This window comes from Polystyrenella longa, assembly GCF_007750395.1.
Lineage (GTDB): Bacteria > Planctomycetota > Planctomycetia > Planctomycetales > Planctomycetaceae > Polystyrenella > Polystyrenella longa.
In genome coordinates, this window is sequence record NZ_CP036281.1 from 1,240,739 (window position 1) to 1,262,500 (window position 21,762).

The 21,762-nt window shown below is 51.1% G+C and carries 15 protein-coding genes and 1 tRNA gene; 7 read left to right on the forward strand and 9 right to left on the reverse strand.

Translation table 11 applies throughout. From position 1 onward, the window contains the following. Positions 1–315: 315 nt before the first annotated feature. Together Pla110_RS04745 and Pla110_RS04750 are read right to left on the reverse strand one after the other, a co-directional pair. Complete coding sequence (locus Pla110_RS04745; RefSeq protein WP_144993754.1) at positions 316–1,263, reverse strand: ribose-phosphate diphosphokinase; 948 nt, start codon at positions 1,261–1,263, stop codon at positions 316–318. After that, on the reverse strand, positions 1,256–1,558 hold the full coding sequence (locus Pla110_RS04750; protein ID WP_144993756.1) for a hypothetical protein: 303 nt from the start codon (positions 1,556–1,558) through the stop codon (positions 1,256–1,258). The genes Pla110_RS04745 and Pla110_RS04750 overlap by 8 nt, the downstream gene beginning before the upstream one ends. Positions 1,559–1,702: 144 nt before the next feature. On the opposite strand from Pla110_RS04750, the gene Pla110_RS04755 reads away from it, so the two are divergent. The 4 genes from Pla110_RS04755 to Pla110_RS04770 all read left to right on the forward strand — a co-directional run bounded on the left by Pla110_RS04755 (position 1,703) and on the right by Pla110_RS04770 (position 5,754). Beyond that, complete coding sequence (locus Pla110_RS04755) at positions 1,703–3,100, forward strand: hypothetical protein (RefSeq protein WP_144993758.1); 1,398 nt, start codon at positions 1,703–1,705, stop codon at positions 3,098–3,100. Between the two features lie 33 nt (positions 3,101–3,133). Next, positions 3,134–4,261 (forward strand): DUF1835 domain-containing protein, encoded by a 1,128-nt coding sequence (locus tag Pla110_RS04760; protein WP_144993760.1) that lies wholly within the window; start codon positions 3,134–3,136, stop codon positions 4,259–4,261. A 254-nt stretch (positions 4,262–4,515) separates the two neighbouring features. Further along, positions 4,516–5,307, forward strand: coding sequence for a hypothetical protein (locus tag Pla110_RS04765; RefSeq protein WP_144993762.1), 792 nt, complete (start codon positions 4,516–4,518; stop codon positions 5,305–5,307). Positions 5,308–5,532: 225 nt separating this feature from the next. Next, positions 5,533–5,754, forward strand: coding sequence for a hypothetical protein (locus Pla110_RS04770; protein WP_144993764.1), 222 nt, complete (start codon positions 5,533–5,535; stop codon positions 5,752–5,754). Positions 5,755–6,078: 324 nt separating this feature from the next. Here Pla110_RS04770 and Pla110_RS04775 read toward each other — a convergent pair whose 3' ends face one another. The 7 genes from Pla110_RS04775 to Pla110_RS04805 all read right to left on the reverse strand — a co-directional run bounded on the left by Pla110_RS04775 (position 6,079) and on the right by Pla110_RS04805 (position 17,948). Then, entirely contained in the window at positions 6,079–6,543 is a 465-nt protein-coding gene (locus Pla110_RS04775) for a hypothetical protein (protein WP_144993766.1), read from the reverse strand. Between the two features lie 30 nt (positions 6,544–6,573). Next, positions 6,574–7,728, reverse strand: a complete 1,155-nt coding sequence (locus Pla110_RS04780) for a sialidase family protein (protein WP_144993768.1) — start codon at positions 7,726–7,728, stop codon at positions 6,574–6,576. Between the two features lie 161 nt (positions 7,729–7,889). Continuing rightward, positions 7,890–8,888, reverse strand: coding sequence for a polyprenyl synthetase family protein (locus Pla110_RS04785; RefSeq protein ID WP_144993770.1), 999 nt, complete (start codon positions 8,886–8,888; stop codon positions 7,890–7,892). 137 nt (positions 8,889–9,025) lie between these two features. Then, positions 9,026–9,520: a cyclic pyranopterin monophosphate synthase MoaC gene (gene moaC / locus Pla110_RS04790; RefSeq protein ID WP_144993772.1), complete on the reverse strand. Its 495-nt coding sequence runs from the start codon at positions 9,518–9,520 to the stop codon at positions 9,026–9,028. A gap of 915 nt (positions 9,521–10,435) precedes the next feature. Further along, a complete protein-coding gene (locus tag Pla110_RS04795) occupies positions 10,436–11,008 on the reverse strand; it encodes a helix-turn-helix domain-containing protein (RefSeq protein WP_144993774.1) in 573 nt (190 codons plus the stop codon). Between the two features lie 894 nt (positions 11,009–11,902). Further along, entirely contained in the window at positions 11,903–15,772 is a 3,870-nt protein-coding gene (gene smc, locus Pla110_RS04800; protein WP_144993776.1) for a chromosome segregation protein SMC, read from the reverse strand. A gap of 151 nt (positions 15,773–15,923) precedes the next feature. After that, on the reverse strand, positions 15,924–17,948 hold the full coding sequence (locus Pla110_RS04805; RefSeq protein ID WP_144993778.1) for a flagellar basal body P-ring protein FlgI: 2,025 nt from the start codon (positions 17,946–17,948) through the stop codon (positions 15,924–15,926). A gap of 592 nt (positions 17,949–18,540) precedes the next feature. On the opposite strand from Pla110_RS04805, the gene Pla110_RS04810 reads away from it, so the two are divergent. The 3 genes from Pla110_RS04810 to Pla110_RS04820 all read left to right on the forward strand — a co-directional run bounded on the left by Pla110_RS04810 (position 18,541) and on the right by Pla110_RS04820 (position 21,694). After that, positions 18,541–18,626, forward strand: a tRNA-Leu gene (locus Pla110_RS04810). A gap of 544 nt (positions 18,627–19,170) precedes the next feature. Then, positions 19,171–20,418 (forward strand): exo-alpha-sialidase, encoded by a 1,248-nt coding sequence (locus Pla110_RS04815; RefSeq protein WP_144993780.1) that lies wholly within the window; start codon positions 19,171–19,173, stop codon positions 20,416–20,418. 358 nt (positions 20,419–20,776) lie between these two features. Then, positions 20,777–21,694, forward strand: coding sequence for a DNA/RNA non-specific endonuclease (locus tag Pla110_RS04820; protein ID WP_144993782.1), 918 nt, complete (start codon positions 20,777–20,779; stop codon positions 21,692–21,694). Positions 21,695–21,762 lie beyond the last annotated feature (68 nt).

A 21,762-nucleotide genomic window follows, 5' to 3' on the forward strand; every position in this document is an offset into this window, starting at 1 on the left:
CACAATCGTCTTGGTAGGTATATGGGTCGTGAACTATAATGTTCGGCAAACTCGGTAATCGCTTCGTTTCCGACGCAAAACGCCGGAAAGCGGGTATGGAGGTTGCCTATCCAGTTTTATAAACTTGCTATAAGGCAGATTGCAAGCGGCGTGCCAAATCAGTATGAAGGCGTAACCAGATGATTGCCATTAAGTTAGGGAATCATCGTTATGTTGCAGTTCCTGCCAAGATGGCAGTGTAGGTCAATTTCAGTCAGAATTAAACCAATCACTGCCATAATTGCATGAAACAGTTTGGATTGGATCTTTTTCTGCTTAATCAAACAGGTAACTGACCGATTCATTGCTATGAATCCGTCGGATCGCTTCGCCCAGCAAAGGGGCGACCGAGATTGTCCGCAGGTTCTTCAACAGGTGATCTTCCTTGAGCGGGAGGCTATTCGTGACAATGATTTCAGTCACATCGGCCTCACGAAGTCGGTTGTAGGCTTCACCGCAGAAAACGGCATGAGAAGCGCCTAGATAGACGCGAGTCGCACCGTGATCGCGGGCGATTTTCGCCGCCCCGACGATGGAACCTGCCGTGGAGATCAAATCGTCGAAAATTAGGGCCGTTTTTCCCTCCAGCGAGTCTCCAATCAGGTTGGCTTGTTTGGTTTCCAGAGCGTTCGTGCGTCGTTTATCGACAATCGCTAATGTTCCGCCCAGGTTGTCGAGGTGCATCAGAGAGCTTTTAATGCTCCCTTCATCCGGACTGACAATCACCAGTTCGTCCTCGGGGATCCGCAAGGACTTCACATATCCATCAAGGATGGGGGCTGCGTACAGGTGGTCCACCGGGACATCGAAGAAACCTTGAATCTGTGCCGCATGCAGGTCCATTGTCAGGACACGGTCGGCCCCCGCTTTGGTAATCAGGTTGGAGACCAGTTTTGCAGTAATAGGCACTCGGCCAGAGTCTTTTCGATCCTGACGTGCATAGCCGAAGTAGGGGATGACGGCTGTGATCCGGGCGGCGCTTGCTCGTTTGCAGGCGTCAATCATGATCAGCAGTTCCATCAGGTTATCGTTAACACCCGGGCCGGTGGGCTGCAGGAGGAACACATCGCAGCCCCGGATGTTCTGCATTAATTGCAGGCTGATCTCGCCATCTGGAAAGTTGGAGATTTCCAGGGAAGCTGGGACAATTCCCAGATACTCCGCAATCTCTGTCGTCAGTTGGGGATGGGCACGACCGCTCATCAGGGTCAGATTATCATACATGATCGAATTCAATATTCAGCAGGGGCGGAGCGGGGTGGCTGACAGGCATCGTGAGACCTGTCGGCGGAAGAAAACAGAGAACAGCCCGGAGATCAACTGGAGATTTAGTAACACGATTCGGAGCACCATATTTCGAGCATAGGCTCTCTGGCTTGGGGCGTCTGCGGTTCATCTTAGCCAGTTCCCCCCGCCCACAGCAATGAACGACGATTGCCGGGAAGAGCGGTTTTTTCCAATCCTCAACCGGGTGCAGCACTTTCTCGGCAAAATTCGCCGATAGCAGGCCGACTTTCATGCTGAATACCGGCTTCCAGTTGAGCCTCCCTGATCCGGCGGGTATCCTGATAGATGAGCGATTCTGAAAACCTTCGCCACTAAGTCCACTATAAGATGTATCTCCATCCGCTGCCTGTATTTGCTTTGAGGAGTTTGAATCACCATGTTTTCACGCCGCGAATTTCTGGAATTGTCCGCCGGTCTCGGAATGGCTCCCTTACTGAACGTATTCGAATTAGGCTCTGCCGCAGCGGAAGAGATTTCGGATACCAGTAATCTGGCGATCTCCACCTTTCGGTTTGAAGTCTCACCTCCGGAAGGACATTCCCTCTGTGGTGGTTGGATCAAGCCAGTCGTCGGTTACGACGATGAACTCGAAGCGATTGGTGTCGTCATCACCGGTGCGGGTAAACCGATTGTCCTCTGTGCTGTCGACTGGACTGGATTACTCAACTCGGCCCACATCACCTGGCGGAACGCGCTCGCCGAAGCAGCAGGCACGACGCCCGAGCGGGTCGCGGTGCAATGTGTCCATCAACACAACGCGCCCTTTGCCTGTCTCGATGCGGAAGAGATCATTTTAGAGCAGGGCGACCTGCCGCATATTATTGAAAAAGGATATTACAACGACTGCCTCGAACGAGGACAAAAAGCGATTGGTGAAGCACTGAAACAGTCAGTGCCACTGACGCACATCGCGAGTGGGCAGGGGATGGTCGAAAAGGTCGCTTCTAATCGTCGCTTCCTCGGTGCGGATGGCAAAATCGAACATTGGCGAGGCAGTGCTGCTGCCGGTTCCGACGTGTTACGCGAATTGCCCGAAGGTCTGGTTGACCCCTGGCTCAAAACGGTGGCCTTTTATTCGAACGAGAAGAAAGTCGCCGCATTCCATTATTACGCCACGCACCCGATGAGTTACTACGGAGATGGCCGTGTTACCAGCGACTTCGCCGGTCTCGCCCGTAAACGACGCCAGACGGATGAACCGGGTTGCACGCACATCTACTTCACGGGATGTTCGGGGAATGTTGCTGCGGGTAAATATAATGATGGGTCCGCCAAGGCCCGCGCCGATTTAACCAACAGGCTGTATGCCGGCATTGTCGCTTCGGAAGCGGAATTGAAACCACAACCGATCAGCTCTGTTGGTTGGAAAACGCAGGATATTCTCCCTGTTCCCCGCGCTTCGTTTAATGAGGCGGCTATTATGGAAGGGATCAACAACAAAGAGAATCCGGTGGTGCATCGCAACCGACCTTCGTACATGGTGAGCTGGTTACGCCGCTGTGCGAATCGAATTCCGATTGTCCTCAGTTCACTGGCCGTCAACGACATCGCGCTGCTGCACTTACCCGCCGAATCGTTCCTGGAATACCAACTCCGCGCCCAGCAACTTGCTCCCGGCAAATTCGTGGCGACAGCCGCTTACGGCGACGGCGGACCCTGGTACATCCCCACCGCAGAGGCATACCCCCAAGGAGGCTACGAAGTCAGCGTCGCCTTCTGCGAACCCACAATGGATCCAATGCTGATGGATGGGATCGGGAAGTTGCTGGGGTAAGCACCTCTTCATCGTTTATGATCGGAGCAGACCATGTATGTATTCCTTCGCGAACGTAATCCCGCTCGGCATCCCGATGGGGAGATGCCCGATTATTTGCATGTGTGTGCGAGTTATACCTTCATGGGAGAGCGGTTGCAGGAATTTCAAGTTCTGTTTCACAATGATTATTTCTGCCAGGGACCGGTTCACCCGGATCCGGAAACGTTGGCGAAAATCCGAGCCGAGTATTATTTTGACAAATGGGGGCCGATGTCTTCAGAGGAAGAACAAATTCTTCGCGCTGATAAAAATGAGTGGGCTGCCAGATGGGCGAAGCAGTTTCGTGAACTCTATAAAACGAAGAAAATTCAGGCTCCCATGCTGCTCTGGGTCACTCGTAACTGGAAGGATCAGCTTTTTCTGTGGTGGTTACTGACGACGCTCGATTCCTGGGAGGACATCGACTGGGAAAATGTCTGGCTCGTTGATTCGGTGAGTGGCCACTTTGAAGATGAACAGAGGCCGATGGGCGATCAAGATTATTGGCTTCCCTGTCATCCGGACAAATCGCTCGAAAGGTCATTTGCGGAGAACTGGTATCCGATTGATGAGCAATTTGTAGAGTCTGCAAAACGAATGTGGGACGCGTTCGCCCGCGGCGCGTTAGATGAACTGGACCAGTTGCGGCATAAGGAAGAAATCGTGCGCCCGGTGTCTTCAATGGTCGACTATGGATTGAAGTTCAGGTTACCAGGACAGGTAGAGTCCGGTCTGTTTCGGCTCAGTCCGATGGATCAATTCTTCCTCGAAGATTTCTCAGTAGAGAGATGGCTCCGTCCGATCGACCCTTACAAAAACTGGCTGAAAAAAGACGAAGTCGCCGAATTGCATTTAATGAATTGTCTCGCAGATTCCCTATTTGTAGAACGTCTTCGCGAATGGGACACGCATTCTTCAACAACGCCATTGATTGAATCAAGTTCTATCCCCGAAGGTCCAAGCAGATACAACAATATTGAGTATCGGTTAACAAAACTCGGCGAAGACATCGTCCGGAACGGCTTCGAAGATGCAAGCCTGATTCCCACTTACCCCTTCGGCGGCACGACGATTTATGATCCCGCGAATAGGTGGTGCACGGTGGCCGAAGGAAATGGGTATCGGGTGGTGAAAGTTTAAAGTTTTACTTTCACAAGGTTTGCTTTCGAACATTGTACCAATTCCTCCGCGCAAGGAACTCTACCCGGCCCCCCGATGGGGAGATGCCCGACTGTCTGCATGTGTCATTTCTATTTTCGGCAAAATGGCATCAAAGTCCTGTTAACAAAAACCAAGGTCGACACGCACCACGAGAAGATTCTGGACGTCAGTTACGAACTCCGCAACTGGGCTGATCTGGGAACATGCACCTTTCGACCATAGGAACGAATAGAATGATTTGGACAACGTCGCGAACACAGGAAATCGGTTTATCGGCTATTAGTTGTGATCCCTTTGAGCAAGTCGTCGGCTTCAACAAGCTTCCTGAATATGAACAAAATCGTGATCCGAGAGATATGGGGCACATGAAGTCGCGTTATCTCTACCGATCGCGCTTAGCCGCAGGCTACTTTTTAGTCCAGGGCGACCACACGAACGCCAGGAAATGGGCCACCATTAGCGTCGACGCAGCGGAGACTTACTTCTTTGGGGAATGGAGAGATATCGAACCCTCCGGCAATGGTTCCGATCAGCCTCCCAGCCGGGATTATCAGGACAAACATCGGTTGTGGGTAGAATCATACGACTGGTCGATGTGTTTCATCGCGGCTTTGCAGCAGTGGGACACATTTGATCGATTCGCTCACATTCTCCGAGACGATGTGCGGCTTAATATTGATCAAACGGAAGCCCATCGCGCCTGGTGGCTTTATTTTTGTGGACGAGTTCGAAAACGCCCGCAACAGGAAATAGCAGGATTCCGCCAAACAGTTATGGAGTCAAAACGCGCCAAGACAGATCAACTCTTGCTCACCTGGGTGGATGCCTTGTTTGAGGGATCAGATGACGAGCTCCAGGACGCCATCAAAAAGTACATGCAGCACCACCGCCGGGTGGAATCAAAAAAACCGGGGTTAGGTTTAGCAATTCGTGGCTCGATCCTACTACACTATGGCGAACATCTGGGCCGCCAGTTCTCCCGCCCCGAAAAGAGTGATTTATATGTTGTAGAATTCGCTGATTAGTTCTGAAAAGGTTCATGGCTCATGAGTGGTTCCTTACATGCTATGCGTTGTGACAAATGCAAATTCGGTGAAGATGTGGTTGCGCCCCTATCGCGTGCGGTGAAAAGGCCCCACGACGAGGTCGCAGAGCTAATGTCATCTGGAAGCTACAGCACAATAGATCTTGCCAGCACTGGTGTTCCTGCAATCAGAACCCGTTTATTGAACGGAAACAAGAGCATATGCATGAATCCTGTTGGAGAACCGGGATGGAGCATGATGTTGGCCTTTTGCTGCGAGTACGCGACAGGCAATTCTTCTCCATTGCTCTTTTTTGACCAAGCGGGAACCTTCTGCGTCAGAGTAGACGAAGGAAGCACCCCTGATGGTCTTGAGAAGTTGGTAAAAGAGTCACCTTTCTGTGGAATGGATAGTCAGGAAGGCCGTGACTTTGTCACCGGCTATTAAATTCGCTGGGATTATGAGGTCGAGCTTATTTGCTGACTTCCCTCTTGGCATTCACGACTTGCGTTTTTGAAGCAATAGATAAACGACACTGAGAATAAGCAGCCCGAGGCTCGCGCCTATTAATCAGTTCCAATAATTAACAGGCTGGCTGGTGGAGAGTCTATCGACAGTGGGTGAGAAATGGGAAGCGGCTTGCTCTGGTTCCGGTAGGGGGAATGCTGTGTCTCACGTCCTGTACTATAACGAATCGCGTGTAAACTGAGTCGTTAAAGTTAGTGATGCAGCCAGTAAATCCACCTATGTTTCGCAGTTCTGATGCGACCGCTACACGATTGGAATGTCGCCTGCGATTTTGGCGAGGAGTTCTCTCATTACCGTGTTATTGACTTTAGCATGGGAGTATTTAACGTGAATTTCTGATGTGCCCAGGACTTCGCTGGCGACGGGATTCAGTTTTACTTTGAGGGTGGTGCGGGTGAGGGAGAACGAGAGTACGCCGCTGGTGATCGACTGCATCTGTGAATGGAGTTCGAGGTAGAAACCGTCTCCGTCGTCTTCCGTGTCTCCCTCTTCGGTTACGTCTGCTTCTGGTGTTGGTTCTGCTTCTTCATTTATGTTTTCTTCTTCGGCTATGTTTTCATCTTCTTCTTCGGAAGAAAAAGTTCGTTGCAGCAGGAGGTAATCTTCCGGGTCAAAGTCATCGGCAGCAAAGACAAGTTGCGCGAGGCCATCCTCGTCTTCAAGATGTAAGTGATGCGCAGAAAACGTTTCTATCGAGGGTTCAGTCACAGGTATTCCAGACAGAGGGAAAAAAGATGTTTATTTAGTGTTGGTGATCCAGCTGACTGGCAACCGGGTGATATTCGTCTGGGCCAGTCCGTTGTTCTTCGTGCGGTCTCCTGCACAGTGGCCGAGAACAATGTGATCGCCGACGACATCCATTGCGGTGTAACAGTACCAGCCATGGGGGTCATCATACAGATTACCGATAACGGTCCAGCTTTGACCTTCATCTTTGGAAACAGCCAGAGTCAGCGGGGTCCGTTTGCCAGCAAGTTCTTTGGGAATATTGGCATGGTTATTCCAGACGGCGACGAGGTCACCCGTCTGCGGGATTCGTTCAATCGTGGCGGGCGAGACTGGGGAAACCAGATTGCCCGATTCGAGTTGCGTCCAGGAATGGCCATCGTCTTCCGAGTAGGTCACGAACTGCGTTCCCCCATTAGTGCGGACGAACATCAGGGTACGGCCATCGCTAAGTTCGATGAGTCCCGGTTCCTGCAGGATAACGGGTTTACCGTTGATGGGAGTAGGAGTGGCGACTTCTTCGGACCGTTTCCAATGCTGACCCTGGTCGTCCGAGTAGTAACAGACCAGGCGACCATTGGGGTTGAAGCCACCATTGATTTTGGTGTGCTGCGCGACAGCCAACAGCAGGCGGCCGGATTCAAGTTGGATCACCCGGTCGTTATTGAGGACGTAATAGTCGACTTCGCTGTCGGGGATGATTGTAACGGGGTCCGACCAGGTCTTGGTTTCATCTTTGCTGAAGCGAACCACGGGGCGGCAATCGTCCCAGCTGTTTTTGGCGAGATAGAACAGTGCGATCGAGTCATCCGGGAGACGGAGCAGCGAGACCGACATGATGTTCTCGCCCGCATGGTTCTCCAGAACTTCCACGCTTTCGTCCGTCCAGGTGGCTCCGCCATCAGTGGAGGTGCGACTGGCGAGGTAAGCGGTGGAGTTGTCAGCGGCCCCGTCTGTGTAGTGAGTATAGATGAACAGGAGTCGTCCATCCTTCAATTGAATGAAGTCACCTTCACTGTTACGTGGGTTGTCTGCCGAGGGAGGAAGTAGCTCGATCCGTTCGATGGGATCAGCGGCGACAGGTGTTGCCAGTGCGAAGGTGATCAGGCAAAGCAGGGCCAGAGAGGATGAAAAAAAACAGGTTGAAATCAAGCGGGGAGAAGTCATCGGTTCCTCGGTAGGCAGGGCGTGGTCTGTCATTAATTGGAATGGTCACAACGGTACCATGAGGACCGACCTGTGGGAAGTCTCTGCTTTGAGGAGTAGTCTGGAATGCTTGTGCCTGACGGCACCCGGGTTGGAAAGAGGGCCAAGGCTCAGAGTCTGAGTTAGTGAGAGCGTTGGATTGCGAACTCAGTCAGTTCTTCCAAAATCGTGCGGCTGTTGCTATCGGGGAGTTTTGCCAGGTTGGCTCGGGCGGAGGTGGCGTATTCGCTGGCGGTTTGGCGAGCGGATTCGATCGCCCGATACTCCTGCAGGTAGGGAGTCAGTTTTTCCCAGTTCTCTGCAGAAGGGCTGGCCAATAATCCGCGAATGATTTCTTCGTCGGCAGGCTCGGCCATTTGTAGCAGGCGGATAAGAGGGAGGGTCATCTTCTGCTTGTAGAAGTCGGAACCGAGCGACTTCCCAGCCTGGGTTTCTTCGCCCATGATATCGAGAATGTCATCGGCAATCTGAAACGCACAACCCAGGTCGCGACCGAACTGTTCGAGCGCGGCGATTTCTTCTTCGGTGCACTCGGAGTAGTACGCCCCCAGGGAGCAGCTGACGGCACAGAGTTCGGCCGTCTTTCCGTTAATGATCTCGAAGTAACGTTCCTCGGTCAGGTCGATGTTGCCCCGTTCGCTGATTTGCGTCAGCTCGCCTTCGCAGACGATGTTCGTGGAGCGACCAATCTGCCGACAGGCGTAAGTGCTTTCCAAGCTACTGGCCAGATGGAAGGAGTGCGTAAACAGGTAGTCGCCGAACAGCACGCTTGTTTCGGTATTCCAGCGACTATTTACTGTCGCGACATGGCGGCGGGTATTGGCATCGTCGAGAACATCGTCATGCACCAAAGTCGCGGTGTGAATCATCTCCACGACGGCGGCCAGCACGTGATGGCTGTGGTTAATTCCTCCACAGGCATCGGCGGTAAGCAGCAGCAAGGTTGGACGAATCCGTTTCCCGCGAAAGCGAGAGACGTGTTCATGGATATCCCTGATGACGGGTTGATCGGTGTGGAGTTCTTCGGCGAAAATCTGTTCGGATTTCATCAGATCGGTACCGACCGCTTCTATAATCTTTGCGATCAGATTCTGTGCTGCCAAATCCTTACTGGTATCCATGGGCGTCGACTTCTGCTGGTTCGGTTGGTCTAACTGATTCTCTATAAAGCGGTTAGGGAAGGCATCCCGAAGAGAGTTAGGTGATGTCGAGGACGAGTGTAGCCTCCCGTTTCTCGCAATTATAGTGTCAACCGAATTTATTCGGACTTGTTAACAGGCTTTGTTCTCAGAAAATGCCCACTTTTTCCGCCCGACTTTTCGGCCAGTTGAATGGGACCAATCACCATTTCGCGGTCGATCGCCTTACACATGTCATAGATTGTCAGGGCGGTGACAGAAACGGCGGTGAAGGCTTCCATCTCCACGCCTGTTTTTCCCTCTGTCTTCACAGTTGCTGAGATAGTGACGCTGCAGTCATCGGGGAAGTCAAAATCGATCGACACGCCGTCGATGGGGAGAGGGTGGCAAAGTGGGATCAGGTTGCCCGTCTGCTTTGATCCCATAATACCCGCCAGGCGAGCGACTTCGAGAACGTCTCCCTTTTTGAAATTACGCTGCTGAATCTTGCTGAGCGTTTCCGGATGCATGGTGATACGCCCTTCCACGCGAGCGAGACGAGCGGTCACAGGTTTCGCTCCCACATCCACCATGCGGCTGGCACCAGTTTCATCGAAATGGGTGAATTCAGTCATGAGGGTGCAGTTCAGAGTTTATGAGGGTCAGAGTTCATGAGGGATGGTAAGAGTTCGAGAATGTGTCACTCACCCAGGAGGGTGTCGATATCGCGACTTCCGTCAACGATGGTTCTTATCTCGATTCCGTCTTCAATGGGCACATAAAAGACTACGTAACGTTTGTGTGTGTGAATGATCGAAGGTCTGGGAACAGGTCGAAATAAGCCGTGCCCATCTAGGGTTGGCGAGCGTATTGTTCTGTTTTGGCTCGGATATCTGCTGAGAGCTTTTTCGCAACATTGGCTCGGTCATAATCGATTGCCACATAACTTAAGTAAATTACGAAGTTCGGTGGTCGCATTGCGGGTCCATTTGACTATTGCCATTATTTGAAGAGTTTCGCTGCTTCCAGGTCTTGTTCGATTTGTCTATTCACTTCATCCCAGTCAAGTTCAGCGGATTCTCCCCGAGCGGACTGTTCAGCGGAGGTGGCGAGTTTGTTTTTGAGCCACTCAAGTTGCGTGAACTTCTTGACAGCGAATTCAATCGACTTGGGCGGAGTATCACTTTTGCATTCCTCGATGAGGAAGTCGCGGAAGCGTTCGAGTTCAGTAGGGGATTCGGTTATGGATGGGACCTCAGAGAGTTTTTAAGTCGTTTTCAGGTAATTTGATTTTAGCACCTTTCAGGTGGGATGGTCAAAGGGGGACCAGAATTCTCCCAGGGACGTAAAAAAACCGTCATGAACGAATCGTGTTCATGACGGTTTGATATTCCGTTTGTTATTTAGTAGACGCAGTGAGTCTTACTCGAGATTTGTCTCACCTGCGTACAAATAACTTGGAGATATAAATCGCCCATGTTGCTTGCAGGAGGACGAAGGAGAATCCGGGGAAGGGAACTTAGTTTACTTCCCGAGGATTCGTGTTCGACTTATGCGATTTGTTTTTTACGTCCAACGAGTGTCCGGATTCGTTCGGCGAGCAAAGCTGCGTCGAAAGGTTTACGGAAGGTCTCGTTGAAAAGAGTTCTGTCGAAACCGCTGGCGTTATCATCGTCACTTAGTAGTCCGATGAGAACTGTTTCGAGGTACTCGTTATTCTTTTTAAGATTCTGTGCAATCATCAGGGCTTCATGCCGTCCGAGTGTGAAGTCGATGACGACACAATCCGGATGCAATGATTCGGCCTGAATTCCAGCTTCGAAACCGCTGATAGCAGATTCGATTCGGAAATCATCGATACCGATCATTTCGCCGAGGTTACGGCGAACATTCTCGTCGGCACCTACCAGCAGAATTTTACCCATGGCTTCATCCTCAAGTTCACCCAGAGGCATACCGTGCTCTTTCAGGAAGCGAATCAGGTGTTCGCGAGGGATACGGCGGTCTTGCGAACCGGGAATCCGATATCCTCGTAAACGCCCTGAGTCGAACCATTTGCTGACGGTTCTCGGGGCAACTTTGCAGATCTTAGCTACCTGTCCAGTAGTGAAGATCGTCCTCATCGCGGGCTCTCCAATCGTTTCATTTGATCCTGCAGAGGGATAGTCCCTCCAAACGTGTGCCTCGGTCTGCGTCAGAATTCGTCCTTGTCGGGTTCAGGGTCCGATAACGATGAGTTCTGTTTCAGGTATATACTAAGGTCACGGTTTAGCAACATTAAAAAGGAATGTGCACAAGAGTAAGATGTCAGATCAAGCTGACCTGAACCCTTCCGGTGTTTCCAGTCATAACTTTTGTAATGGGTCTCTTAAATTGCTGGTGACAAGAGGTCATCAGAACTTGAGAGTTGGGGCAGGGACCGGAGGCTTATCGCCTGAGCAACCGGCTCGATTGGTAATGTTTGCATCCGTTGTGTCTCCCCCCATTAGCAGGTAACCAGAACTTGAACATTCCTTTGCATCCCTGCAGAGGAAACACCTCGTTGGTGTTTTGTGTTCAGGCTCCAATTGCCTGCACTATTCTTTCGACCGGACGCGGGTATCGACTTTAGGGTGTTTAGCGGCCATAACCAACGAGACCGTTATTGCACGTGAGACGATTCGCCCTGTAATAGAGCTAAATCGGATGTGGGGGCGAGCAGGAAAAGCGGTGCTCGCGTGAACGTAAATCCTAACTTGGAAGAGGTTACAACGAACCTTCGCTTGTTAAGAGTTTCTGGCCTGAAGCGCGAGAGGCATTTGCCGGATGCGGTGAAAAATGTTGGAAGAAACTTTGTATTCGGGTTGACACCATTTTCCCGATGATGCCGGTTTCGCGACCGAGACCTCCTGCACCAGTTTTAGAACTTCGCCAGAATGGACTCTGCGAATGTGACAGGCCAGAGGGCTGATGGGTTCGCGTCGTTCATTTCGACACGTTCAGATCGGACGAGAACCGAGCGAGCCAGATCAGACGGCTCAGGCCGCTTTGCGATTGTCGTCGGCGTTGACGTCGAATTCACCATTCTCTTTGATGTCATCGAACTGCACGGTCAGTCGTTTAGAAACGCCCGATTCTTCCATGGTCACCCCAAACAGACGGTCAGTTACCGTCATTGATGGTTTTCGGTGAGTGATCATGATGAATTGCGTTTCTGACTGGAACTCTTTGACGACATTGATAAACCGGCCGATGTTCGCCTCGTCCAGCGCGGCGTCGACTTCGTCTAGAATACAGAACGGACTCGGTTTACTACGGAAAATCGCCATCAGCAGGGCGACAGCCGTCATCGTTTTCTCCCCACCACTTAAGAGAGAGATGCTGCGAAGCTCTTTACCCGGTGGGCGGGCGACGATTTCAATGCCACATTCCAGCGGGTCATCGGGATCTTCCAGGATGATATCGCCGTTTCCACCACCGAACAGCTTGCGGAAGAGGTCCTTGAAGTTCACGCGGATCGAGTCGTAGGTCTCGATGAACATCCTTTTGCTCTCGGTGTTGATCCGTCGGATGATGTCTTCGAGCGCGTTTTTCGCCTGCGTCAGGTCTTCCAGTTGCATGCTCAGGTGCGCGAAGCGGGTTTCCAGAGAGTCGAGTTGGTCGAGGCTCTCGGTGTTAATGCTCCCCATTGTTTTCAAACGTTGACGTAACTTACTGACCCGTGATTCAATCTCTTCCCGTACCTGCTCATACAACGAGCTGAACTCTTCATCATTGAGGCCAGAGTCTTTTGAAGAGCTATCGATGGCGTTGGTTTGTTCTGCGGTCTGTTCTTCTGTCGAGTCCTCAATAAGTGACTTGTCGAGTTCCTCGTCCTGGTCCTCTAAAGTGGTATCCTCAATCTCTTCATCATCAGCAGACGAAGTTTCATCAAGGTCAACTTCCAAAGAGGACTGCTCTTCTTCGCTGGTCGATTCTTCGAGGTTCTCTTCCTGCCAGTATAGTTGAACGGCGGATGCTCCCGAGCTGACCACATCTTCCAACGTCAGCTGGTATTCTTCTTCAATTCGTTCCCGCAATGTTTTCAATTGCAGTTGGAATTCCTGAAGGCGGATTTCTTCTTTATGCACCCGGTCGGACAGTTCCCGTCGGACCTGGCGCATTTTGCTTTCCCGATCGACCAATTCGGCGCGGGAGTCTCGGCATTTTCGTTTAAGACGTATCTGGGTGAGGGCACGCGATTCCAGTGTTTCTCCAGATAGAGCCTGGTCCGCCAGTTCCGAATTCGATTTGAGAAGTTGGAGACGGAGTTCGCTCAGTTTGCTGCGGAACTCTTTGTATCGTTCTTCGGCTTCTTCACGTCGTTCCAGACGCTGGCCTAATTCATGTTCTAATCGATCAAAGGCTGTCTGCAGGCTGCTTAAACGTTCTTCCTGTTTTGCCAATTGAAGTTGTTCATCCGTCGCGGATTGTTTGAGCAGTTGCAACCGATGTTCTGAATTAGTCAGCGCATGCTCTTTCTCTTCGATGAGCGATTGCAGGCTGGCCTGTTTCTTTTCTGCCTGTGAATGTTCTTCGAAAGCGGATTCCAACTGTTTTTGCAGTTGCTCGTTCTCAATCCGAAGTTTCTGTGACTGAGTATTCTGCGCGGTCTGTTTGCCCGTCAGTTCGTCAACCTGTTTTTGTTTCTGCTCCAAGGTCATCCGGACCGCGTTGAACCGTTCAGTCTGTTCCTTCAGCTGAAGTTCTTTATCCTGTTTGTGTTGAAGTGCTTCGCGATGTTCAACATGAAGCTGGTCGGCCAGGGCCGTCTGGTCGTCAATCTTCTTTTCTTGAAGTTGAATGTCGTGTCGCAGTTGTCGCAACTCGGACTTTCGAGTGATCAGCGAGGTTTCCGTACGCAGACTTCCCAGGTAAAGGGTACCATCTGCTTCGAGCAGTTCGCCTTGAAGCGTGACGAATCGAGAGGGGTGGCGTGCCTGCTTTTGCAATGCGAAAGCAACGTCGAGTGTTTCGACCAACCAAGTTTCCGCCAGCAGCAGTTCTGGTAAATCGGGAATCGGGCAGGCGGTAACAAGCTTGTCGGCGCGCTGAACCACTCCGTCGATTGACGAAAAGTCTTCCAGTTCTCTTGTTCGGCCGGCAGTCTGGGCGAGAGAAAAGAATCCGACTCGTTCCGATAACTGAACCTGATTCAGATAGATATGCTCCATGATTGGTGCAGCATCGTCGACGACGATCAATTGCGCCCGCATTCCCAGTGCCACTTCCAACTCGGCGGCGTGGAGCAAATCAACTTCGAGCAAGTCAACGACGGAACCTCGAATCTGTTTCCATGGAGAATCGGCTTCGGAACTGTTCGCCCGTTTGAGAATCTCGCGAACCCCCAATCCGATTCCTTCTTCACGTATCTCCAGGTCTTCCAGTACTGTTTTGCGAGCACGGATTCCGCTTAAATCTTCCCGCAGTGTGGAAATTCGACGAACAAGATCCCGGTGACGTTGAGACAGTTCCTGATTCTGTTGTTCGTGAAACTGAAGTTCCTCGCGGGTGGCATTCAGCTGTTGTTCATGCGCATCGAAGACTTCCTGTTGTTGATTTCGTTCCGTATGAAAATGGGCGAGCTGTTTTTCAATTTCTTTCTGATCGCGATGGGTTTCTTCTATCTGCAGACGAACACTGTCGACCGAATCCTGCAGACTTTCCACACGATGCGCGGCGCTGGCCATCTGCTGAGTCTGGTCCAGAAGCTCTTTTCGAGCGTCTTCGAGCTTCAATCGTTCCGAAGAAACACGAACGGATAGCTCCTGAATGTGGGAGCTTCCTTCATCAATTCGATTCTGTTGCGATTCGAAATCGGTTCGGAATCGATTGAGTTGGTCGCGGGTATAAGTGTGTTCCTGGTGACCTTCCTTTGCGCGAAGCATCAAGGTTGATCGCTGATGTTGTAATCGTGTTAACTCATTTTCGAGTTCTCGAATTCGCGACGTCTGGTGGCGTTGGGTCGCTTCGAGCGAGGCAACCTGTTCCCGGTTCTGAGATCGTTCGGTCTCAATGGCCGTCAGGCGTTCGTCGATTTCATTCAGTTCCCCTTCCGATTCAGCAAGCTGGCTTTCCAGATCGGACTGATGACTGTTTTTCTCGTCCAGACTTTTTTGAGCAGACTGCAGTCGCTCTTTGATCTGGCTGCCCTGGCTGTGGATGTAGCGATAATCGTCCGCAGCAAGTCCGAGCCAGAGCTGCTTCAGCTCGAGTGAAAGGTCCCGATAGCGGGAAGCCTTCACTGCCTGATCGCGTGTTGAATTCAGTTGAGATTCAACTTCGTCGACAATGTCGGTTAACCGTTTCAGATTCTGGTCGACATGCTCCAGTTTCCGCTGAGCTTCGACTTTGCGAGACTTATACCGGCTGATACCGGCCGCTTCTTCGACAATGGCTCGACGGCTGGAGACATTCGCTTGCAGGATCTGGCCGACGCGGCCCTGTTCGATGATGGCATAAGCAGAGCCGCCCGTTCCTGTTCCGCTGATCAGATTGCGGACATCTTTCAGGCGAACCGGCTGCTGATTGATGAGGTATTCGGAATCGCCACTGCGCCAGAGTCGGCGACCGATCTGAACTTCATCGAGATCGATTGGCAAAAAGCGAGACTTGTTATCGAACGTCAAGAGTGCTTCGGAAACCTGTGCCGGTTTGCGTGAGCTGGAACCGTTGAAGATGACATCCGACATCTCCTTTCCACGAAGGCTTTTCGCACTCTGGTCGCCCAAGAGCCACTTGATCGAGTCGACTACGTTGCTCTTGCCACTTCCGTTGGGGCCAACGACACCCGTCACACCCGTTGAAAAATCAAACCGAGTCCGATCCGCAAAGCTCTTGAAACCAAATAGTTCCAGAGACTTAAGCATTGTTAAACCTTAACGAAAAAACGGTCGGATTTGGGGGAGGAGGCAACAAACGTGAGCAACAATCAGTTCCACGAGATCGAGAGGATATAAACAGGTCAAATGAGAAAACTTACTGACGTAAAAGTGATGCGACATGTGACGAGTGAATCGCTTATTCTTCTCGTTTAAACGGATTCTTGAAATCGAAAAAGCGGGTTCGTCGTTCGACGTAATTCGATTTCTCCAGCGCTTCTTCGCTGGGGCCGTCTTCATCAGCTACGACTTCTTCTTCTCCGCTAGCGGTTTGGAATTTGTAATCCTTAATGACTTCGTCGTAACCGGCACCATCTTCGGAGCGGGTCAGGCGGGCGTCGTGATTCCGTTGTTCCGAGAAGATGTTCGGTACGTTATTACTATTACCCACGCGGATTTTGTGTCCCTTGTCACTGGGGGATCCTGATGCCATTTGCGGACGAACATAATATTGTCCTGCCTGGGGCAGGGCGTTCACTTCGAGGCGACCAGGTAGATTCTTTTGTGCATCTGCCTGACTCAACATTTCGGCGACATCCGGATAGGTGGCCCCCATCTCGACGACCGTGCGAATGACTTCACTGATTTTGGTGCTTACGACCTGCTGTTGATCCTTAGGAGGAAGATGGAAGTTGCTGATTGTGATAGTCTTGTCTCCCGCTTCTCCTTTGATCAGAATATCTTTTCCTGCTCGCACAACGATCGGAGTGGTGAATTGTTGGTCTCTTCCGAATAGAACAATTTCCGCTTTTTTCTGAGTCGTCAGGTGGATCATTGGGGCAGCCTCGGTTTTGACGTCGTGTAGCGAGAACTGACCTTTCATATCTTCCCCACGGATGTAGGGATCGGTTACATCAAGAGTCGATAATGCGCGGAAGGAACCGTAGCGGGTTTCCGCACTAGTGATGTCTCCTTTATTGATGAGAGTCTGAAGCTTCATATGGGATTCAACATCTTCAACTGAAGCCATGGCGGCGAGTGCGTAAATGCGGAAGGCATGTTCTTTTTCTGCTGCTTCTGCCAGCACGTCCAGACCATCCGTTTCACCCATATAAGCGAGAGCAAGCGCTGAATGAAACCGGACTTCTAACCATTCACTCTTCAGTCCTGCTTGCAAAGTGGGAATCGACTGAATCCCAATCGCTTCCAGTTCCAGGGATGCGGCTTCGGAAGACTTGGGGTTGAGCAATTTGTCTTTTAAACGAGTGATCCTGATATTCTGAGCCACGTTTGTTTCGCGGAAAGCAATCCGGCGTACCACGTTCAGGTAACGAGCATGGTTATCTTCATACTGTGGCATGATTTTCAGATCGATTTCAGTGTCAGTTTTGGCTTCCGCCATCGATTCCCGAATCCCGTATTCATCGTAATGGTAGAACCGGTTTCCGATTTTGTCTGAGATCCTTTTGGCGTTACGTACCGTGCGCACGTCGCTGTTTAGGTAGAGTTTCATTTCCCGTTCTTTGAGAGACAGACCTCCACTGAGAATTTTTCCTCTTTTCCGCAATTTCTCACGGCTTTCATCGCCGGAGGAATCACCCGAAACCAGAATCGGACCTTTGGCGACAGCGAGAGCACGCCCTTTTTTGATCCCTTCGCCGGGAGTTGGCATGACTTCTGTAAGATAAGTCTCCAATAACCTTCCCCCATTTAAGTCAGTTGCTTCGCTATTACCAGGGATGTGGACTTCGATATCAAACAGGTCCCCCTTTTGTATCAGCGGCGGCAGGAACGCCTTCACTTCCACAAGTGTCGTATCGGGTGAACGCAGAATCCGGTTGGCATCTTTGACTTTTTTTAACGCCATCTCTCGTTTCAAGTGCGTCCTTTGTGTCGAAATGGGAGGGTCATCCCCTGTTCCTTTCAGTCCGACGACGAGACCGATTCCATAGACTCTTACAGCCGTATTACCACCAATACGAGTGTAGTCGCCCACCATGGGAGTATGCAGAGTGGTGTCCAGATCCTGATCGCCCAGCCTGTCGAACTTGTCCTTCTTGAACGGGTTCAAATCATCCAGCGAGGGCAGTTCTGCATGGATGCTCAGGCAACTCAAGCTGAAAATTAAGCCGAGCAGGGTTCGCGTACACCACTTTCGGAGCTGAAAGCTCTTACAGTGGGGGTGGTCGGAATTGGAGTCGGTAATCACTGTCTGCGTTTTCATCGTGTTCGAGTCCTTTCGAGACCGACGATCGCTCTGAGCCTGGATCCCGGGAGATCAGCCACTCGGAGAATAATTATGTATTGTCGTATCGAGGACATGAACGCGACTGACTGTCGCTGTTGTTCTGTCCTCTTCTGCGCGGGGAATAAGCAAGGGAGTTGTTTCTTGTTCTCAAACAACATTGCCTGTTAGGGCGATCCTCACTTCGTCTCCGTTGCAGGTCTGAAACTGCCTGCGAGAGATTTGCCAGATCGGCACACGTCTAATCCTTAGCGCGCGACTGATCGACAAAGAGAGGCGGGAAAGATATTCCCAAGGCCCATTCAGGTCAAGATCGGTCTCACCATATCGGTTACACACTTGGCAGTTCGATCTGGAGAAGGAGCTTGCCGGGTTGTTCGCCCGATTTCCCTTGGCTGGAATCGTTAGAAATTAGAAATCTTTGATCAGACCTACTCTATAAGTCTTTTCCTTGTAAGGGGTTATTGTTATCAAAAAAAACAGGGTGAACCTTGCAGGTCTCAAAAGGTCTGATATACTGTTACACGCTTGAGACGGGAGAGCCCCTCGCGGGTTGGCTCGTTTAAATCAAGCCCAAGTGGCGGAATTGGCAGACGCGCTAGGTTGAGGGCCTAGTGGACATAATAGTCCGTGGAGGTTCGAGTCCTCTCTTGGGCACTCGTTGATCACTTTCGAATAGAAATATCAACTTGAGTGTCATCACGCTCAATAGCGACAAATCAAAAAGGGTTTACGATTTTAGATCGTAAACCCTTTTTTTGTGCATCAGCGTAGCTTAGCACCAACAATGTTCAGGCAGATTGTGAATTCAATGAGGCTGCGTCGTGCTGCATCAATTGACGCTCAGGTGGCCTGGCTTTATCCAAACGTCTCAGCTACTCAGCTACTCAGCTACTCAGCTACTCAGCTACTCAGTATAGCACTCGAAAGTTGACGTCATTCGAGTCGATCTCGTAACGTACCAGTACGACGGGTTATTTCTTTGCCCTAACGAGAAAGGGGCAAAATCAGATTCTGTCCCGGATATGTGTGGCTGCTATCGGTTCCTAAAAGCCCTTGAAAACAGGAGGCTACGTCGCCTGAACGCGCTACGGTTAACTTGAATGCGATATAGAACCCAATTCCGACTTTACTTGGACAGCCTCTCCCGGTATCGCATCTGTCGGTAGTGCGGAATTGAAAATAAAGAAGAAGAATTACCATGCTGAACCCACTTCATTTTTTTCGTCAGACGACCGTACCTTTGATGGCTTGCGGCCTCGTCTGTGGTCTTCTGACTAGTTTCGCTGGGGCTCTTTCCGCCCAAACGGTGGATCCGGAATCAGTTTTGGGCGATACCACATTGCCTTCCTTCGAAGACGTGTCGCAAAAATTCCCTTACGGAATTACGGGTAAGACGCCACCGTCACTGCTGAAAATCAATTACGAAGGTCAAAAGCCTTACCACAGGCACCGCATCAATTTAAGGAACTTCCAAGGCTGTCCTCAGGTCGAAATCTCCGAGGGGGGCAGACTTTGGGCAACTTGGTTCGGATCCAACGTCCAGGCCGAACGGGCGCCGTTCCACAATGACCAATTCTCGGTGATTTCGACCTCTGCCGATGATGGCAAGACTTGGAAAGAAGTCTTTGTCTTCGACCCGAGCGAGCTTCTCGGCGGGGGAGCATCTGACCCGATGCTGTGGAAAGATCCCAATGGGAATATCCGCTTCATTGGCCACAGGAACATCGATTTTAAAGGCAAGGATGAATTCGCCTCCTCCGCGTGGGAATTCACCATGCTCGACCCCGAAGTCGAACATTCCGCATGGACTGCTCCTCGCCTGCTTGGAAACAAGAACATCTCGGTCATGAAGCCGCTCAATTTTCCAGACGGCACGATTATGCGTTCGATGGACGACTTCAAGTTCGTTGGCAGCGACGACAAGGTGAGGATTCGTTTTTTGAAAGAGGGCACCGATGGCAAGCCGATATTTGTTTCGGAATTCCCTGTTGATAACGACGCCGTTTTTGCAGAACAAATGCCCATCATTAGAAAAGACGGCAGCCTTTTCACGTTCTACCGCGCTAAAAAGGGACAAAAATTTGCGGAATCCTTCGATGGCGGCAGGACTTGGGATTTGGGCGGCTATTACCCGATGCAGTTCTCAATCAATACTAAGTGCATACTCAAAACATTACCGTCGGGAAGAGTTTTGCTAGTCGCGAACGACGTCCAGTTGAAAGAGGAAAACGGCAAGAAAAAATACTACTATACCGACGAAAACGGTAAGGAACGCGAGCTTGAAAAGTATAAGACATCGCGGACCCGCATGACTGCCTACTTATGTGACGACGATGGCGAAAACTTCGCACATAGAATGCTTTTATGTGACGAAGGTCAAATCAGCTATCCTTCGGCGACGCTCGGTAAAGACGGGGCCATCTACATCGTTTACGACCAAGGGTGAGGCGTGATAGGCCAGCACACAATCTTCTTGTCAAAGATTACGGAAGAGGACATTCTTTCGGGTAAACTCGTCAATGACGAAAGTTTCTTGAACAACATTGTCAGCCGTCCCAGCGATCAAGGCGGCGGGCGGCGAGCGGGTGACAAACTCTAAAAATAGCCAGAATCATGCTGCCCGCGCTGGTTAGCGACCGCACATGTCCTGACCGAGATTCGTTATTGAGAACGCACAGAACGCCCCAGGAACTGCGGGTGATTCAAAAATGGCAACCTGATACCATCCCCAGCCCAAGATTGGTCGCCAGCAAGGATTCGCTGGCATTTCACCTGATTCGACGTTCGCTGACAGGGATGGTCAGATGTGGTTTCGATTTCTCATTGTGCTGGCCGTGGGCCAGATGGTTCCATTTGCGCTTGCTGCCGAGAAGCCGATCGTTCTCGATCCTTCCTATCGGCACGATATCCTGGTGACCCAGCCGCAGGAAACAATGCGTCATTTCCGGGCGTACACCGTCAGTTTCGATTCGGATGACGATGATGGCGGAGATGGAGACGCCGATCTTAAGGCGATTCCTGAGTGGGTTGCCTACGAAATGCGCCGACATACCGGCCCGATTCCGAAAAATAACCGGCCGGAATGGTTTACCGATTCTGATCTGTTCACACGGGGAGAAGCGGCCCGTACTGATTCTTACCATTTCTCTCAAATCTTCCGGGCCAGCCATTCCGATAGTATGCAACTGGGGTATGACCGAGGGCATTTCTGCATGAAACACCATGCAGCCCGTTTGGGAGCTGCCGCGGACTGGAATACACACACCACGCTCAATTGCTTTCCGCAGCGAAACACATTGAATCAAGGCGCCTGGCTCGACCTGGAAAACAAATGCGCCGAATGGGCCGATCACTATGGGCGAGTCTGGATCATCACTGGCCCGATAATTTACGGAAAAGAGCCCCGCAACTGGCTGGGGGAGCAGGGGGAGGTGCCTGTCGCGATTCCTGATGCAGTATTCAAAATCATTTATAAACCTTCGACGAACAAGTCGGTCGATGTGATGGCTTTCATCTACCCACAGGAAACTCCTCGATTAACAGGCGGATACGATCATCGCCCATATTTGACGAGTATTCGGACAATTGAACATTTCACGGGGCTTCAATTCTTCACCCGGCTGACTCCTAAACATCAGGAGTATCTGAAAATAAGAACGGCGACGGAACTCTGGCCGATCTCGAGTGAGCTAGCAGGTAACGAAGCCGTCAGACGAAACTGAGCGATACAAATCGATTTGACCGACGATGATCTTTCAGAAATCGACCTCGACAGTTTGGGATACGAGCA

What these genes read in the sequence shown, in the direction of transcription:
- Pla110_RS04745 (WP_144993754.1), bottom strand. Translation starts at nt 1,263, where the DNA reads ATGTATGATAATCTGACCCTGATGAGCGGTCGTGCCCATCCCCAACTG.
- Pla110_RS04750 (WP_144993756.1), bottom strand. Translation starts at nt 1,558, where the DNA reads ATGAAAGTCGGCCTGCTATCGGCGAATTTTGCCGAGAAAGTGCTGCAC.
- Pla110_RS04755 (WP_144993758.1), top strand. Translation starts at nt 1,703, where the DNA reads ATGTTTTCACGCCGCGAATTTCTGGAATTGTCCGCCGGTCTCGGAATG.
- Pla110_RS04760 (WP_144993760.1), top strand. Translation starts at nt 3,134, where the DNA reads ATGTATGTATTCCTTCGCGAACGTAATCCCGCTCGGCATCCCGATGGG.
- Pla110_RS04765 (WP_144993762.1), top strand. Translation starts at nt 4,516, where the DNA reads ATGATTTGGACAACGTCGCGAACACAGGAAATCGGTTTATCGGCTATT.
- Pla110_RS04770 (WP_144993764.1), top strand. Translation starts at nt 5,533, where the DNA reads ATGAATCCTGTTGGAGAACCGGGATGGAGCATGATGTTGGCCTTTTGC.
- Pla110_RS04780 (WP_144993768.1), bottom strand. Translation starts at nt 7,728, where the DNA reads ATGACTTCTCCCCGCTTGATTTCAACCTGTTTTTTTTCATCCTCTCTG.
- Pla110_RS04785 (WP_144993770.1), bottom strand. Translation starts at nt 8,888, where the DNA reads ATGGATACCAGTAAGGATTTGGCAGCACAGAATCTGATCGCAAAGATT.
- moaC (WP_144993772.1), bottom strand. Translation starts at nt 9,520, where the DNA reads ATGACTGAATTCACCCATTTCGATGAAACTGGTGCCAGCCGCATGGTG.
- Pla110_RS04795 (WP_144993774.1), bottom strand. Translation starts at nt 11,008, where the DNA reads ATGAGGACGATCTTCACTACTGGACAGGTAGCTAAGATCTGCAAAGTT.
- smc (WP_144993776.1), bottom strand. Translation starts at nt 15,772, where the DNA reads ATGCTTAAGTCTCTGGAACTATTTGGTTTCAAGAGCTTTGCGGATCGG.
- Pla110_RS04805 (WP_144993778.1), bottom strand. Translation starts at nt 17,948, where the DNA reads ATGAAAACGCAGACAGTGATTACCGACTCCAATTCCGACCACCCCCAC.
- Pla110_RS04815 (WP_144993780.1), top strand. Translation starts at nt 19,171, where the DNA reads ATGCTGAACCCACTTCATTTTTTTCGTCAGACGACCGTACCTTTGATG.
- Pla110_RS04820 (WP_144993782.1), top strand. Translation starts at nt 20,777, where the DNA reads ATGTGGTTTCGATTTCTCATTGTGCTGGCCGTGGGCCAGATGGTTCCA.